The sequence below is a fragment of the Vibrio profundi genome (assembly GCF_043642225.1).
GTDB classification, from domain to species: Bacteria; Pseudomonadota; Gammaproteobacteria; order Enterobacterales; family Vibrionaceae; genus Vibrio; species Vibrio profundi_A.
In genome coordinates this window covers 68,313-82,541 of record NZ_JBHZSF010000007.1, presented here as the reverse complement: position 1 = coordinate 82,541, position 14,229 = coordinate 68,313, and the positions used below count along the sequence as shown (strand labels likewise).

Genomic DNA, 14,229 nt, shown 5'->3' with positions numbered 1-14,229 from the left:
TTACTCACTCTCTGTTGGGCTTTCTACTTCTTTAAGGACCTTTTTATAATCAGGTAACAGCATGTAAGTGCCTACGAACTCCACTGCTGCGACATCACCACTGAAAATCGTCACGTGAATGACGATTCGAGCCTTACGCCCGGAGGCTAAGCGATCCAAATCCCCACTGATTCCGTCCAATGAAGTCGAGGCCACAGGGCTCTGCTCGACAGGGTGACGATAGCGGATATTACTGTCGGCTAACACAATGTCGCCACTCAAACCACGCTCTTTCATCAGTAGCCAAGTCATTCCCCACCCCGTTAAGGTCGCCAAAGTAAACGCCGAACCTGCAAACATGGTGTTGTGAGGATTTAAATTTGGATTCAACTGAGCGCTACACTCAAACTGATAACCCGTATACTGATTAATCTTAATCCCCATTTTGTCACTGATAGGAATTTGATTTTCCCAACGCTGCTGAAGTTCGTTACACCATTCAGGCTTACGCAAAACATCAGCCATTGGGTCTAAGTGTTTCACCATTTGTTGGTGACGTACTGGACCACGTTGATCGTTAATTTCTCCACGGCGCTCAAAGCTGTTTTTTTCATAGAAAGCGATAGCGTCTTCGCGAGCATTACATACCAGTCGCTTCGCTCCTTCTTGGCGTGCGAGCGATTCAAGTGCAACTAGGATTAACGATCCCATACCCTTACTTCGGCGGGAATTTTTCACCGCCATATAACGAATTTGACCTTCAAAATCAGGCGTAATGTATAAACGGCCAATCGCCATTGGGCGACCACGCCCATCCACGATCATTCGATGGTGGCTCATCGGATCATATTCATCACGCTCAGAACCAATCGGCATTCGCCATGGCTCACGCAACATTTGCCAACGGAAGTGATAATACTTATTCAGTTGGTTTTCTGTTTTCGGCGTTATTAGTTTAAACATGCAAATCCTTTCGTTGTGCTAAAAGGCACGAAATCGCCTTTAACATCAAAATCCATTTATACTTGTAGCCAGAAAGTCACAGGCCCATCATTTACCAAAGATACTTTCATATCCGCAGCAAACTGACCACGTTGAGTTGGAAGCACTAACTCGCATTGATCCGAAAAGTAATCATACAGTCGTTCAGCGTCTACAGGGTGTGCCCCTTTAGAAAAGCCTGCTCGCGTCCCTTTTTTAGTATCAGCGGGTAGCGTAAATTGGGATACCACTAACACTTTTCCATCAACCTGTTTCACATTAAGGTTCATCTTACCATCTTCGTCTTCAAAGACACGGTAAGTCGTGACACGCTCCACTAAGCGCTTCGCCTTAGCGTCATCATCGTCTTTCTCTACGCCTAATAAAACCAGTAGACCTTGGTCTATTTCACCTACAGTCTCACCATTTACGCGAACCGCGGCCTCACTTACTCTCTGAATCAGTGCAATCACTGTGATTTCCTTTTACAACTGGGTACTGCTTATCCGCAGAGTGTACCATTTCTTTACCCTGACTCCACTGTTCACGTTCACCCAGCGCCGCGGTAACTTCAGCACCAATCAATACAATCAACCAACACAGATAGACCCAAACAAATAAAATCGGAATCGCCGCTAACGCACCGTAAATAAGCTGATAAGACGGAAACTGGGTGATATAAGCGGCGAAGCCTTTCTTACTCAGCTCAAAAAGCAAAGCAGCGACTAATGCTCCAATCACAGCGTGTTTCACGTACACTTTTTTATTCGGCACTAAAAGATAGAGGCCGACAAAAGCACATAAAGACAAGATGAACGGCAACCAGCGCAATAGCAGGTTAAATGCCCCTGAAATGGCTTCGCTTTCTAGCAGCTTCAAAGAGGTAAGGTAAGAGGTCGCAGCAATACTAGCGCCAATGAGGATCGGGCCTAAAGTCAAAACCATCCAGTACATTGAAAAAGAAAAGACCGCACGCCTTTTCTGGGTCACTCGCCAAATGTAATTCAGGTTCTTATCGATATTCGAGATCAGCATTAAAGCGGCCACAAACAAAAACACACTACCAACCGCTGTCATTTTTCCGGTGTTCGCCACAAACTCAAGCAAGGCATTGTGCACAGCATCACCCGCCGCTGGCACAAAATTGTTGATGATAAACCCCTGAAGCACTTCACCCACATCGGAGAATACCGAAAAGGATGACAATACAGACAGCAATACTGTCAGCATGGGTACAATCGACAGTAGCGTGATATACGCTAAATAGCCGGCGTTTACGTTCACGCGATCGTGTTTCATACGGGTAAGTAGATAGCGGAAAAATAGTAGGTTTAGCTCAACAGCCTTGTGAACTCTCAACTTGTAACTCCCATGTAACTCGTTCATAGTCCTAATTAATATTCATCGACTTAACTATAGGAAACAAGGATGCCTTATTTAATCGCTATAGTGCTATCTATTTTTACTTTAACTGGATGTCAGTCTGCATATTACTCCGCGATGGAAAAAGTCGGCTACCATAAACGCGACATCATGGTTGATCGAGTTGAAGAAGCCAAAGAATCCCAGCAAGACGCACAAGAAGAATTCACCAGTGCCTTAGAAGCGCTGTCAACGTTGACCAACTTTGATGGCGGTGAGCTTGAGGGGATGTACAACACCATTAATGACAAGTATCAAGACAGCGAAAAAGCAGCTCAAACGGTTAGCGATCGAATTGCTGCAATTGAAGATGTTTCTGATGCTTTATTCCAAGAGTGGCAAGATGAGTTAAAGCTGTACACCAGTAGCAAACTTCGCCGTTCTAGCGAACAGAAACTACGAGAAACCAAAAGTTCTTACAGCTCGATGATTTCTGCGATGAAACGAGCGGAAAAGAAAATGACACCGGTTCTGAATACACTGCGCGATAATACGCTTTATCTCAAACACAATCTCAATGCGAGTGCTATTGGATCCCTTCAAGGTGAGTTCATGAGTTTAGAGCGAGATATAGAATATGCCATCAAACAGATGAACGCTGCGATTGCTGAGTCCGACAAGTTCCTCAAAAAGCTTCAAGCGAAGTAGTCTTAACGTAGAGTATGAACCTACACCAATAAGATACAAAAAGGGCGAGAAGTGAATCACTTCTCGCCCTTTTCTATACGATTAAGCGGTAAGCTAAATTAAGCTTTAGCTGGACGTGCCGCACGTTTACGTTCGTTCTCAGTAAGGAACTTCTTACGGATACGAATGTTTTCTGGCGTTACTTCTACTAGTTCATCTTCATCGATGAACTCTAGAGCTTGCTCTAGTGTGTACTTGATAGCAGGAGTAAGAACTTGTGCTTCATCAGTACCTGATGCACGAACGTTCGTTAGCTGCTTACCTTTCAGACAGTTAACTGTTAGGTCATTTGAACGGTTGTGAATACCGATAACTTGACCTTCGTAAACTTCATCCGCGTGCTCAGAGAACAGACGACCACGCTCTTGCAGGTTGAATAGTGCGTAAGTCAGAGCTTTACCTGTAGCATTCGAGATAAGAACACCGTTATTACGTTGACCGATTACACCACCTTTGTGTGGACCGTAGTGATCAAATGTATGGTAAAGAAGACCAGAACCTGAAGTTAGCGTCATGAACTCAGTTTGGAAACCGATAAGACCACGAGAAGGCATCATGAAGTCCATACGTACACGGCCTTTACCGTCTGGTGCCATGTCAGTCAGCTCACCTTTACGTAGGCCGATGTTTTCCATGATACCGCCTTGGTGTTCTTCAAGAACATCAATCGTTACTGTTTCGTACGGTTCCATTAGCTGACCATCTTCTTCTTTGATGATTACTTCTGGACGAGATACCGCAAGCTCGAAACCTTCACGACGCATGTTCTCGATCAGGATAGATAGGTGAAGTTCACCACGACCTGAAACACGGAAACGATCTGGGTTATCAGTTTCTTCAACGCGCAGTGCTACGTTGTGTACTAGTTCTTTTTGTAGACGCTCAAGGATGTTACGTGAAGTCACGAACTTACCTTCTTTACCCGCGAACGGAGAAGTGTTTACTTGGAACGTCATTGTTACTGTTGGTTCATCAACAGAAAGCGGAGTCATTGGCTCAACATTGTTTTGGTCACAGATAGTGTCTGAGATTTTCAGCTCACCAAGACCAGTGATTGCAATGATGTCACCAGCGTTTGCTTGTTCAACTTCGTGACGCTCTAGGCCTAGGTAACCAAGAACCGTACCGACTTTACCGTTACGTTGCTTGCCGTCAGCACCAACGATAGTCACTTGTTGGTTTGGTTTAACAGAACCACGAGTAACACGAGCAACACCGATTACACCTACGTAAGAGCTGTAATCAAGCTGAGAGATTTGCATTTGAAGTGAACCGTCGATATCAACGTTAGGCGCTTCAACAGTATCTACTACTGCTTGGAACAATGGTTCCATGTTCTCGCCTTCTTCGCCTTCTTCTAAAGAAGCCCAACCGTTAAGTGCTGAAGCGTAAACTACTTTAAAGTCTAGCTGTTCATCAGTTGCACCTAGGTTGTCGAATAGGTCGAATACTTGATCCATAACCCAATCAGGACGAGCACCAGGACGGTCAATCTTGTTGATTACAACGATTGGCTTAAGGCCGTGTGCGAAAGCTTTTTGCGTTACGAAACGAGTTTGAGGCATAGGGCCGTCAACTGCGTCAACAATCAGTAGAACTGAATCTACCATAGACATGATACGCTCAACTTCACCACCGAAGTCCGCGTGTCCCGGAGTATCTACGATGTTGATGCGGTAGTCATTCCAGTTAATTGCTGTGTTCTTAGCAAGAATGGTAATGCCACGCTCTTTTTCGATATCATTCGAATCCATGACACGCTCTTCAGCTTCACCACGAGACTCAAGTGTGCCTGACTGTTGTAGCAGTTTATCAACCAAAGTCGTTTTACCGTGGTCAACGTGCGCGATAATCGCGATATTTCTTAACTTATCAATCTGTGGAGTAGACATGGATTTTCGATTCACTCATAAAAGTAGCCGCACATTACTCACGTTTTGAATAAGCGCCGCTAGCTTGATTAAAAAAACGGTCAATAATATACCAGATTTTAGAAAAAACCCCAGAGATATGTGATCTCCGGCAAGTCTTTTTTCATTCCCTCATCGTCACACCGTTGCAACCTTACTTTGACAACCTTGATATCAAACAACTTTAAGTCATTGTTTCACCAATTAGGGTCGGATCAGAAAAAAGTGGATTGACAATATAATCAAATCGTTGCTGAATGGTATGCGCTTGTGACTCATATTGGTGCACCAACACACGAGTGCACCATATTAGTGCAAGCAATGATCATATTGGTGCATTTCAATCAGTCAATTTGATCACAAAACACGCAAGGCCTTGAAAATAAGGGAATATTTTTTTTGGCACGATTTTGGCTTTAGCTAAAACAGCATCGATTAATGCAACTCAACAGACATTAATCAATGCTAGTTTCAACCGAATCGAGCTAATACCGCTTTAATAACACTGGAGGTTATCCAAGATGTCAGTAGAAAATGTACTATCGCTGATCCAAGAGAACGAAGTTAAATTTGTTGACCTACGCTTTACTGATACTAAAGGTAAAGAACAACATATCTCTCTACCTGCACACCAAGTCGACGCAGACTTCTTCGAAGAAGGTAAAATGTTCGATGGTTCTTCAGTAGCTGGCTGGAAGGGTATCAACGAGTCTGACATGGTAATGATGCCTGACGCTGCATCTGCCGTACTTGACCCATTCACAGAAGACGCAACACTAAACATCCGTTGTGACATTCTTGAGCCTGCAACAATGCAAGGCTACGACCGTGACCCACGTTCAATCGCAAAACGTTCTGAAGAGTACATGCGTTCAACAGGTATCGCTGACACGGTTCTTATCGGTCCTGAGCCAGAGTTCTTCCTATTTGATGATGTTAAGTTCGCAACTGACATGTCAGGTTCTTTCTTCAAAATTGACGACGTAGAAGCAGCTTGGAACACAGGTTCTGAGTTCGAAGGCGGTAACAAAGGTCACCGTCCTGGCGTTAAAGGCGGTTACTTCCCGGTAGCGCCTGTAGATTCTTCTCAAGACATCCGTTCTGCAATGTGTCTAGTAATGGAAGAGATGGGTCTAGTAGTTGAAGCTCACCACCACGAAGTAGCAACTGCGGGTCAAAACGAAATCGCAACTCGCTTCAACACGCTAACAACGAAAGCTGATGAAACTCAAATCTACAAGTACGTTGTACACAACGTTGCTCACGCATTTGGTAAAACAGCGACATTCATGCCTAAGCCACTTGTAGGTGATAACGGTTCTGGTATGCACGTTCACCAATCTCTAGCAAAAGACGGTGTTAACCTGTTTGCTGGTGATAAGTACGGCGGCCTATCTGAAACAGCACTTTACTACATCGGTGGTGTAATCAAGCACGCTCGCGCAATCAACGCATTCGCGAACCCATCAACTAACTCGTACAAGCGTCTTGTACCAGGCTTCGAAGCGCCAGTTATGCTAGCTTACTCTGCTCGTAACCGTTCTGCTTCTATCCGTATCCCAGTGGTACCAAGCCCTAAAGCACGTCGTATCGAGCTACGTTTTGGTGACCCAGCGGCGAACCCATACCTATGCTACTCTGCAATGCTAATGGCTGGTCTTGACGGTATTAAGAACAAGATCCACCCAGGTGAAGCGATGGATAAAGATCTATACGACCTACCTGCAGAAGAAGCAGCAGAAATCCCAACAGTTGCAGAATCTCTACAACAAGCACTAGCTGAGCTAGACGCTGACCGTGAGTTCCTAACAGCTGGTGGCGTATTCTCTGACGACTTCATCGATTCTTACATCGCTCTTAAGTCTCAAGACGTAGAGAAAGTAAACATGACAACTCACCCACTTGAGTTCGAACTTTACTACTCAGTTTAATCACTGATGATGTAAATATCAGTGCTGATGTAATATGTAAGCACTGATACAATTTATTAGGCTCGCCTCGCAGGCGAGCCTTTTTTGTATTCCCGCTTCAATTCCCCCGACGTACCATACCGTCGACAAGCTGCCGCCCAATACAATAGTGCAGCCCTCATCTAGACCATTACATATCCAATAAGCAAACTATCCACCGAGGTAGCAAGAATGAACAATAAGCTGATTCTTATCGGGCTTGCATTTCTTAGCTCTACGGCTGCACAGGCTCAAACTGTTTACACATGGGAAGACGAACACGGCGTCGTTCATTTCAGCGACTCCCCAATGGAACAGCATGCAAAGAAATTGATTTTACCTGACTATCAAGCTGCAGCCCCTGCGCCCAAATTTGAAAGTTCAACACCGGTAGATGCGCCGAAACCTGTTCTGCCAGAAAAAAAACCGACAGAGAGCAAGCAAGACGGGTTACCCGTGCCGTTAAAGCTATCGCTTATCCACCCTCAGCACGATCAAACCATTCGTAGCAATCAAGGCTTGGTTGATATTGAAATCACAATTAACCGTAAACTGGCGATTGGAGAGCAGTTTCAATTGATCTTAGACGGACGCCGCTATGGTGCCCCTCAAACACAAAGAAACTGGCAACTAAAAAACATCGACAGGGGAACACATACGATTTCAATTCAAGCACATAGAAGCGGCAAGCTTATTGCATCAACTAGTCCAGCGACAGTGTATTTACACCGAGCTACGGTCAAGTAAGGCTTATCAGCATCACTAACTACGGAAACAGCGCAAATTCGCTCATTATTCTTTAGCTTCTGATTGATATGCGCCATACTTGAATTCACAACGCACCACTTTGGTGCATGGAAGTGAATTTGGATTAGGGATGCAGCTGTGAAAACAAAAGTTCAAAGAGAGAACCTAAACAATGCTGGGCTATCAAGCGCCATTCTAGACAATATGGTCACTGCGACCTTCATGCTAGATGAAGAGCTTTATATCCGATATACCAACCCAGCAGCTGAGCAGCTCTTTTCTCAAAGTGCAAAGAGAATGGTCGATCATCCTCTTAGCCAGCTTATCCAACACGCCTCGTTAGATCTCGCCATCCTCACTCAACCACTTCAAAGCGGACAAAGTATTACCGACAGTGACGTTACCTTTGTGGTCGACAATAAACCTCTGATGCTTGAAGTGACTGTGAGCCCTATTTCGTGGCAAAAAGAGCTCATGTTATTGGTTGAGATGCGAAAAATTGACCAACAAAGGCGACTGAGCCAAGAACTGAATCAACATGCTCAGCAGCAAGCGGCCAAGCTATTAGTGCGTGGACTCGCTCATGAAATCAAAAACCCACTCGGTGGATTACGCGGGGCGGCGCAGCTGTTAGGAAAAATGCTGCCCGACCAGTCTCTGACTGAGTATACGCAAATCATCATCGAGCAAGCCGATCGTCTAAGAGCCTTAGTTGACCGATTATTAGGGCCACAAAAGCCGGGTAAGAAAACTTCTGAGAACCTTCATCAAACCTTAGAAAAAGTTCGTCAATTGGTGGAATTAGAGTCTGGCTCTTCACTTGTTATCGAGCGGGACTATGACCCTAGCCTTCCCGACTTACTGATGGATTCTGCTCAAATAGAACAAGCAATGCTGAATATTGTGAGTAACGCGGCTCAGATTTTATCTGCGCAAGAACAAGGCAAAATTCTGATTCGCACCAGAACAGTGCATCAAGCAAACATTCATGGTCAGCGCCATAAGCTCGCCGCGCGAATTGAAATTATCGACAACGGCCCAGGCATCCCTTACGAATTACAAGATACCCTGTTCTACCCTATGGTCAGTGGCCGAGAAGGCGGAACCGGATTAGGCCTATCCATTTCCCAAAACTTAATTGATCAACACAGTGGAAAAATTGATGTTGAAAGCTGGCCAGGGCGGACCACGTTCACCATTTATTTACCGATATAAAGACGCCGCTAAAGGCGCAATAACAATGAAAAATCGCATTCACCAAATTATTTTTAACACGACAGATAACGTCGGCTGCAAGGAATTTAACTATGAGTAAAGGATACGTTTGGGTTGTAGACGACGACAGTTCAATTCGCTGGGTGGTAGAGAAAACCTTATCTTCAGCCAACATAAAATGTGAAACCTTTGCAGATGCAGAGAGCGTACTGTTAGCACTAGAGCGTGAAACGCCAGATGTCTTAGTCTCTGATATTCGCATGCCAGGGATCGATGGCATTGAACTGCTCAGCCAAGTCCACCAGCGCTCACCAGATCTTCCCGTCATCATCATGACCGCGCATTCTGACCTTGATGCTGCCGTGAACGCTTACCAACAAGGAGCGTTCGAATATTTACCCAAGCCGTTTGATATCGATGAAACCTTAACCCTCGTTGAACGTGCTATTGCTCATAGCCATGAGCAAAAACGCGGACAAGCGAATGACGATACTCTGAATACGGAGGCTCCAGAAATCATCGGGGAAGCACCGGCGATGCAGGAGGTTTTCAGAGCCATCGGGCGCTTATCTCGCTCTTCTATCTCGGTACTCATTAACGGCGAATCGGGCACAGGTAAAGAGCTGGTCGCTCACGCCCTGCATCGCCATAGCCCTCGGGCGAAAAATCCGTTCATTGCCTTGAACATGGCCGCCATTCCTAAAGACCTAATTGAGTCAGAATTGTTTGGTCATGAAAAAGGTGCATTCACCGGCGCTAACAGTGTTCGCCAGGGGCGCTTCGAACAAGCAAATGGCGGCACCTTATTTCTAGATGAAATTGGTGACATGCCTCTTGATATCCAAACTCGATTATTAAGGGTGTTATCTGATGGTCAGTTTTATCGTGTTGGTGGACACTCCGCCGTCAAGGTAGACGTTCGAATTGTCGCCGCAACGCATCAGAATTTAGAGCGCCTTGTCGACGAAGGGGAATTTAGGGAAGATTTATTCCACCGCCTCAATGTCATCCGAATCCATATTCCCGCGCTGCGAGAGCGCAAACAAGATATAGAAAAGCTCACTCAACACTTTCTCATCTTGGCAGCCGAAGAATTGGGAGTGGAAGTAAAGACATTGCACCCAGATACCGTCACCATTCTTAATCGTCTAAATTGGCCAGGGAACGTTAGGCAGCTAGAGAACATTTGTCGTTGGTTAACTGTCATGGCAAGTGGTAGCGAAATTTTACCAAACGATCTTCCACCAGAATTGCTTGATGAAAGGCCAACCGCGACCACACAAAGTGCCGGCAGTTGGCAGCAACAGTTATCATCATGGGCGAAAGGAGCACTTGATTCTGGAGAAAAAGAACTGCTTTCTTATGCACTTCCAGAATTTGAACGTATACTTTTAGAAGCAGCATTGGACCACACTAAAGGTCACAAACAAGATGCCGCTAAAGTACTTGGTTGGGGAAGAAACACCCTAACAAGGAAACTAAAAGAGCTTTATTGACCCATAATTGCTCAGTGCTGCACTCATTTTTGATCACAAAATGCTCGCAGCACTGTAGTTGAGTGGGTACAATTACAGTACAACATACACTCAATTCATAGTTGGTCATGTCAATTAATACACAAATTACATTGAGAACCGCCGTCGTTCTACCTTTCGTGATGATTTTTCTCTTCACTATCGGTGTAATCGTGTTTGTCCAAAAAGCTAACTATGAAGAGATGGTTAGTGACATCAGTAGTAAGCAGCTCACCTCCCTGACAGACAGTGTAAACAAAAGCCTGACGGTATTTTTGCAAGAGCCTTTTAACGCGGCATTGGCACTCAGCCACAGTATCGGCTTCAACCACCAGTATCAGGCTGGAAACTTAAAAGCGATTCAAGATTATATGTTGGATAGCTTTACTAAATTATATCAAACCATTCCACAACTTGATGTTCTTGGCTTTGGCTCCGAAGCCACTAACTACGTCGGCTTTCGCAAAGAAGCCAACGCGGGCTATACCTTGATGATTCAAGATTCGCGTACCGATGACCAACTGGTTATTTACCGAGGCCGAGAACTGACTAGCGATATTCGCTCGGTAATAACAGGCTACGATCCGAGAATCCGCCCATGGTATGCCCCGGTAGCACAGTCGCGAAAACCCTCTTGGTCTTCTATCTATGCAAATGCCGATGAACGACAAGAGATCACGTTGTCGGCTCTTGCTCCGGTGTATGAAACAGGCGAGTTTATTGGTGTGTTTGTTGCTGATATCAAAATCGACACATTCAATGCTTTCTTAAAACGCCTGAAAGACAAAACCAATGCATCCGTTTACATTATGGACCAAGATCAGCGCCTTATTGCCCACTCCAGTGGAGGTAGCGTAGTGTCTTGGGGCACCAAAAAAACTGAAAAGGGTGATCGGCTACTTGCAATTGAAGACGTCAACCCAATCATCAGTGAAAGTGCTCGCCACGTCAGAGAGCAAGATAAACTTCTCCCTCAGTCCGTGCATCGTTTTAATTTCTCTTTAAACGGGGAGCGTTATTTTAGTCAAATCACCCCTTACCGAGATGAATATGGCATTACTTGGTACATCGGTATGTCTATTTCCGAAGTCGACTTACTCGGTAAACTGCCAGAAAGCCAGAAAGACAGCTGGATTGTAGGGGTCATTGTCAGCTTGATAGGGATCATTTTAGGGCTCTTTGCGTTCAATAAAATTACTCGCCCTATTACGTCGACTGCGGCGGCGGCTAAACACTTGGCTCGCGGTGACTGGGACAGTCACATGCCAAAACCTGGCAAAATATACGAGACCAGTTTGCTTGTGCATGCCTTTAACGAAATGGCGAATAACCTCAAAGCATCGTTCAACGCACTTCAAGCCCAACTGACCTACGATTCACTCACTCATTTATACAGCCGTGAAGGCTTGATCGATGCTAGTGAGAAACTCAATAGTCAAAAAGATGGCTGCCTATTCTTGATTGGAATTGACCGCTTTCGAGACATCAATGACAGCCTAGGGCACTACAATGGGGATCAAATCCTAATTGTGGCGTCTACTCGTTTGCAGAGCACCCTGTCCGATGATTTCCTAATGGCGAGAACTGGAGGGGATGAATTCGCGATATACGCACCTAGCGTGACCGACAAAGAACAAATCAACCTACTCGCCAATCGCCTGCTTCAGACATTCGCCTCACCATTTAGCATGGAAAGCGAAAACGTGATGGTTAATGTTTCCATCGGTGTGGTACAAACCTCCCCAGATAAAGACATGACGCTATGGCTACGCAATAGCAGTATTGCACTGAGTAATGCCAAGCAGGATAAAACCCGAATTAGTATGTACAGCCCAGAGATGGGCAATGCTTCACGTAACCGCACCCAAATGCTTGCCAAAATTAATGCTGCAATTGAAGAACAAGAATTCGTGCCTTTCTATCAGCCCATCATTGATCTCAAAACTGGCGAGGTAGTAGGAGCAGAAGCTCTGGCTCGATGGATTTCATCTCAAGGAATCATCTCTCCTCTCGAGTTCATCCCTCTTGCAGAAGACTCCGGGCTTATCAGCGACATCGGACGCCAGATTTTATTTAAAACTTGCCAGGATGCGTCGTCTGCCATTGAATCAGGCATGTGGTCGCGAGATTTTGCTATTCATGTGAATTTGTCTGTCGACCAGCTCACTCAAAAAGACTTTTTAAGCGACGTTCAATTCATCCTAGATAAAACCCAGCTTTCTCCGAGAAACCTGACTTTAGAAATTACCGAATCTCGCATTGTAGACAACGATCCAATGATCATTGAAAACATGATGTCGCTAAAGCAACTAGGGATCTCAATTGCCATTGATGACTTTGGAACCGGCTATTCATCACTCGCTTATTTGCACAAACTGCCATTTGACTGCCTAAAAATCGACCGGAGCTTTGTCGATAAACTGGAAGCGGATAACTTAGACAGCTCCATCGTCGCCGCTATCGTCAATATTACCAAAGGCTTTAAAGTCAACTTAGTGGCTGAGGGAGTCGAGACCCCACAGCAAGCGGAATTACTCTGTCAGCTGCAATGCCCTCAAGCCCAGGGATTCCTCTATAGCCGCCCTGTGCCTTTTGAGGAATGGCCAACAGATTTGGTTAACATGAAGTAGAAAACAGCGAAAATTGCTGTTTTCATACGCTTTTGTTGCTGACACTTTTCCGAATCATTTTATACTGATAAGACCCACACATAATTTTTTAATCTGGATATAGTCATAATGATAACTAAAAATTTGCCCCTTACTGATTTACACCGCCACTTGGACGGTAATATTCGTACTCAAACTATTCTAGATTTAGGCCAAAAGTTTGGTGTGGCATTACCTGCCTACGACGTAGAGGCGCTAACTCCTCACGTACAGATTGTAGAAGCGGAGCCTTCTTTGGTGGCTTTCTTATCTAAGCTAGATTGGGGTGTTGCTGTACTAGGCGATCTAGACGCATGTCGTCGCGTCGCTTACGAAAATGTCGAAGACGCTCTGAATGCACAAATTGATTACGCAGAGCTACGCTTTTCTCCTTACTACATGGCAATGAAACACAAACTACCCGTCGCTGGTGTGGTGGAAGCTGTCGTTGACGGTGTTGAAGCAGGTATGCGTGACTTTGGTATCAAGACCAACCTTATCGGCATCATGAGCCGTACATTTGGTACTGATGCTTGCCAACAAGAACTCGATGGCATCCTGACACAAAAAGATAAAATTGTGGCGGTTGACCTTGCAGGTGATGAACTAGGCCAACCTGGTGATCGTTTTGTTTCTCACTTCAAACAAGTGCGCGACGCTGGCATGAATGTAACCGTTCACGCTGGTGAAGCGGCAGGTGCAGAAAGCATGTGGCAAGCAATTAAAGATCTAGGTGCTACACGTATCGGTCACGGTGTGAAAGCGATTCATGATCCACAACTTATGGATTACTTAGCTGAACACGGCATCGGTATTGAGTCTTGCCTAACCTCGAACTTCCAGACTAGTACTGTTGATTCACTAGAAAATCACCCTGTGAAGCAATTCTTAGATCACGGTGTGAAAGCATGTCTAAACACTGATGACCCAGCGGTAGAAGGCATCGAGCTGCCTTATGAATATGAAGTGGCTGCGCCTCAAGCTGGCCTAACTCAAGCTCAAATCCGTCAAGCTCAAATCAATGGCCTTGACCTAGCCTTTATCTCTGATGCAGAGAAAAAAGAGCTGAAAGACAAAGTCGCAAACCGCACCTAAATACATGAGTTAAGCTGATTACAAACTCAGCCTAGCCGATAAAGCAAAAAGCCCGCATATCACGATGCGGGCTTTTTTTTAT

11 protein-coding genes are annotated in these 14,229 nt (G+C 45.2%); 7 read left to right on the top strand and 4 right to left on the bottom strand.

All coding sequences use genetic code 11. The annotated features are described in order from the left end of the window. Genes ACHUFI_RS12610 through ACHUFI_RS12600 form a run of 3 tightly spaced genes read right to left on the bottom strand, consistent with a single transcriptional unit; the run spans position 1 to position 2,346 of the window. Positions 1-942, bottom strand: coding sequence for a bifunctional GNAT family N-acetyltransferase/hotdog fold thioesterase (locus tag ACHUFI_RS12610; protein WP_394249598.1), 942 nt, complete (start codon positions 940-942; stop codon positions 1-3). Between the two features lie 56 nt (positions 943-998). Continuing rightward, entirely contained in the window at positions 999-1,433 is a 435-nt protein-coding gene (gene dtd / locus ACHUFI_RS12605; RefSeq protein WP_394249596.1) for a D-aminoacyl-tRNA deacylase, read from the bottom strand. Beyond that, on the bottom strand, positions 1,405-2,346 hold the full coding sequence (locus tag ACHUFI_RS12600; RefSeq protein ID WP_394249594.1) for a virulence factor BrkB family protein: 942 nt from the start codon (positions 2,344-2,346) through the stop codon (positions 1,405-1,407). The genes dtd and ACHUFI_RS12600 overlap by 29 nt, the downstream gene beginning before the upstream one ends. A 42-nt stretch (positions 2,347-2,388) precedes the next feature. Between ACHUFI_RS12600 and ACHUFI_RS12595 the strand changes: the two genes are divergently transcribed. Beyond that, on the top strand, positions 2,389-3,030 hold the full coding sequence (locus ACHUFI_RS12595) for a DUF2959 domain-containing protein (protein WP_394249592.1): 642 nt from the start codon (positions 2,389-2,391) through the stop codon (positions 3,028-3,030). A gap of 98 nt (positions 3,031-3,128) precedes the next feature. Here the strand turns inward: ACHUFI_RS12595 and typA are convergent, their stop codons facing one another. Next, complete coding sequence (gene typA, locus ACHUFI_RS12590; RefSeq protein ID WP_394249590.1) at positions 3,129-4,961, bottom strand: translational GTPase TypA; 1,833 nt, start codon at positions 4,959-4,961, stop codon at positions 3,129-3,131. Between the two features lie 539 nt (positions 4,962-5,500). Between typA and glnA the strand changes: the two genes are divergently transcribed. From glnA to add, 6 genes are all read left to right on the top strand, one after another. After that, a complete protein-coding gene (gene glnA, locus ACHUFI_RS12585; RefSeq protein WP_394249588.1) occupies positions 5,501-6,910 on the top strand; it encodes a glutamate--ammonia ligase in 1,410 nt (469 codons plus the stop codon). Positions 6,911-7,120: 210 nt separating this feature from the next. Further along, positions 7,121-7,675, top strand: coding sequence for a DUF4124 domain-containing protein (locus ACHUFI_RS12580; protein WP_394249586.1), 555 nt, complete (start codon positions 7,121-7,123; stop codon positions 7,673-7,675). A 138-nt stretch (positions 7,676-7,813) separates the two neighbouring features. Continuing rightward, a complete protein-coding gene (glnL, locus tag ACHUFI_RS12575) occupies positions 7,814-8,890 on the top strand; it encodes a nitrogen regulation protein NR(II) (protein ID WP_394249584.1) in 1,077 nt (358 codons plus the stop codon). Positions 8,891-8,982: 92 nt separating this feature from the next. After that, complete coding sequence (gene glnG / locus ACHUFI_RS12570; RefSeq protein WP_394249582.1) at positions 8,983-10,386, top strand: nitrogen regulation protein NR(I); 1,404 nt, start codon at positions 8,983-8,985, stop codon at positions 10,384-10,386. Between the two features lie 107 nt (positions 10,387-10,493). After that, the gene (gene gepA, locus ACHUFI_RS12565) at positions 10,494-13,034 is read left to right on the top strand and encodes a phosphodiesterase GepA (RefSeq protein ID WP_394249580.1); all 2,541 of its coding nucleotides are present in this window, start codon (positions 10,494-10,496) and stop codon (positions 13,032-13,034) included. A gap of 108 nt (positions 13,035-13,142) precedes the next feature. After that, positions 13,143-14,147: an adenosine deaminase gene (gene add / locus ACHUFI_RS12560; RefSeq protein ID WP_394249578.1), complete on the top strand. Its 1,005-nt coding sequence runs from the start codon at positions 13,143-13,145 to the stop codon at positions 14,145-14,147. The last annotated feature ends 82 nt before the right edge of the window (positions 14,148-14,229 follow it).

Bases quoted from the DNA above. Each gene is read 5' to 3' on its own strand.
- gepA (WP_394249580.1), top strand. From the start codon at position 10,494: ATGTCAATTAATACACAAATTACATTGAGAACCGCCGTCGTTCTACCT.
- ACHUFI_RS12600 (WP_394249594.1), bottom strand. From the start codon at position 2,346: ATGAACGAGTTACATGGGAGTTACAAGTTGAGAGTTCACAAGGCTGTT.
- glnG (WP_394249582.1), top strand. From the start codon at position 8,983: ATGAGTAAAGGATACGTTTGGGTTGTAGACGACGACAGTTCAATTCGC.
- typA (WP_394249590.1), bottom strand. From the start codon at position 4,961: ATGTCTACTCCACAGATTGATAAGTTAAGAAATATCGCGATTATCGCG.
- ACHUFI_RS12595 (WP_394249592.1), top strand. From the start codon at position 2,389: ATGCCTTATTTAATCGCTATAGTGCTATCTATTTTTACTTTAACTGGA.
- ACHUFI_RS12610 (WP_394249598.1), bottom strand. From the start codon at position 942: ATGTTTAAACTAATAACGCCGAAAACAGAAAACCAACTGAATAAGTAT.
- glnA (WP_394249588.1), top strand. From the start codon at position 5,501: ATGTCAGTAGAAAATGTACTATCGCTGATCCAAGAGAACGAAGTTAAA.
- add (WP_394249578.1), top strand. From the start codon at position 13,143: ATGATAACTAAAAATTTGCCCCTTACTGATTTACACCGCCACTTGGAC.
- ACHUFI_RS12580 (WP_394249586.1), top strand. From the start codon at position 7,121: ATGAACAATAAGCTGATTCTTATCGGGCTTGCATTTCTTAGCTCTACG.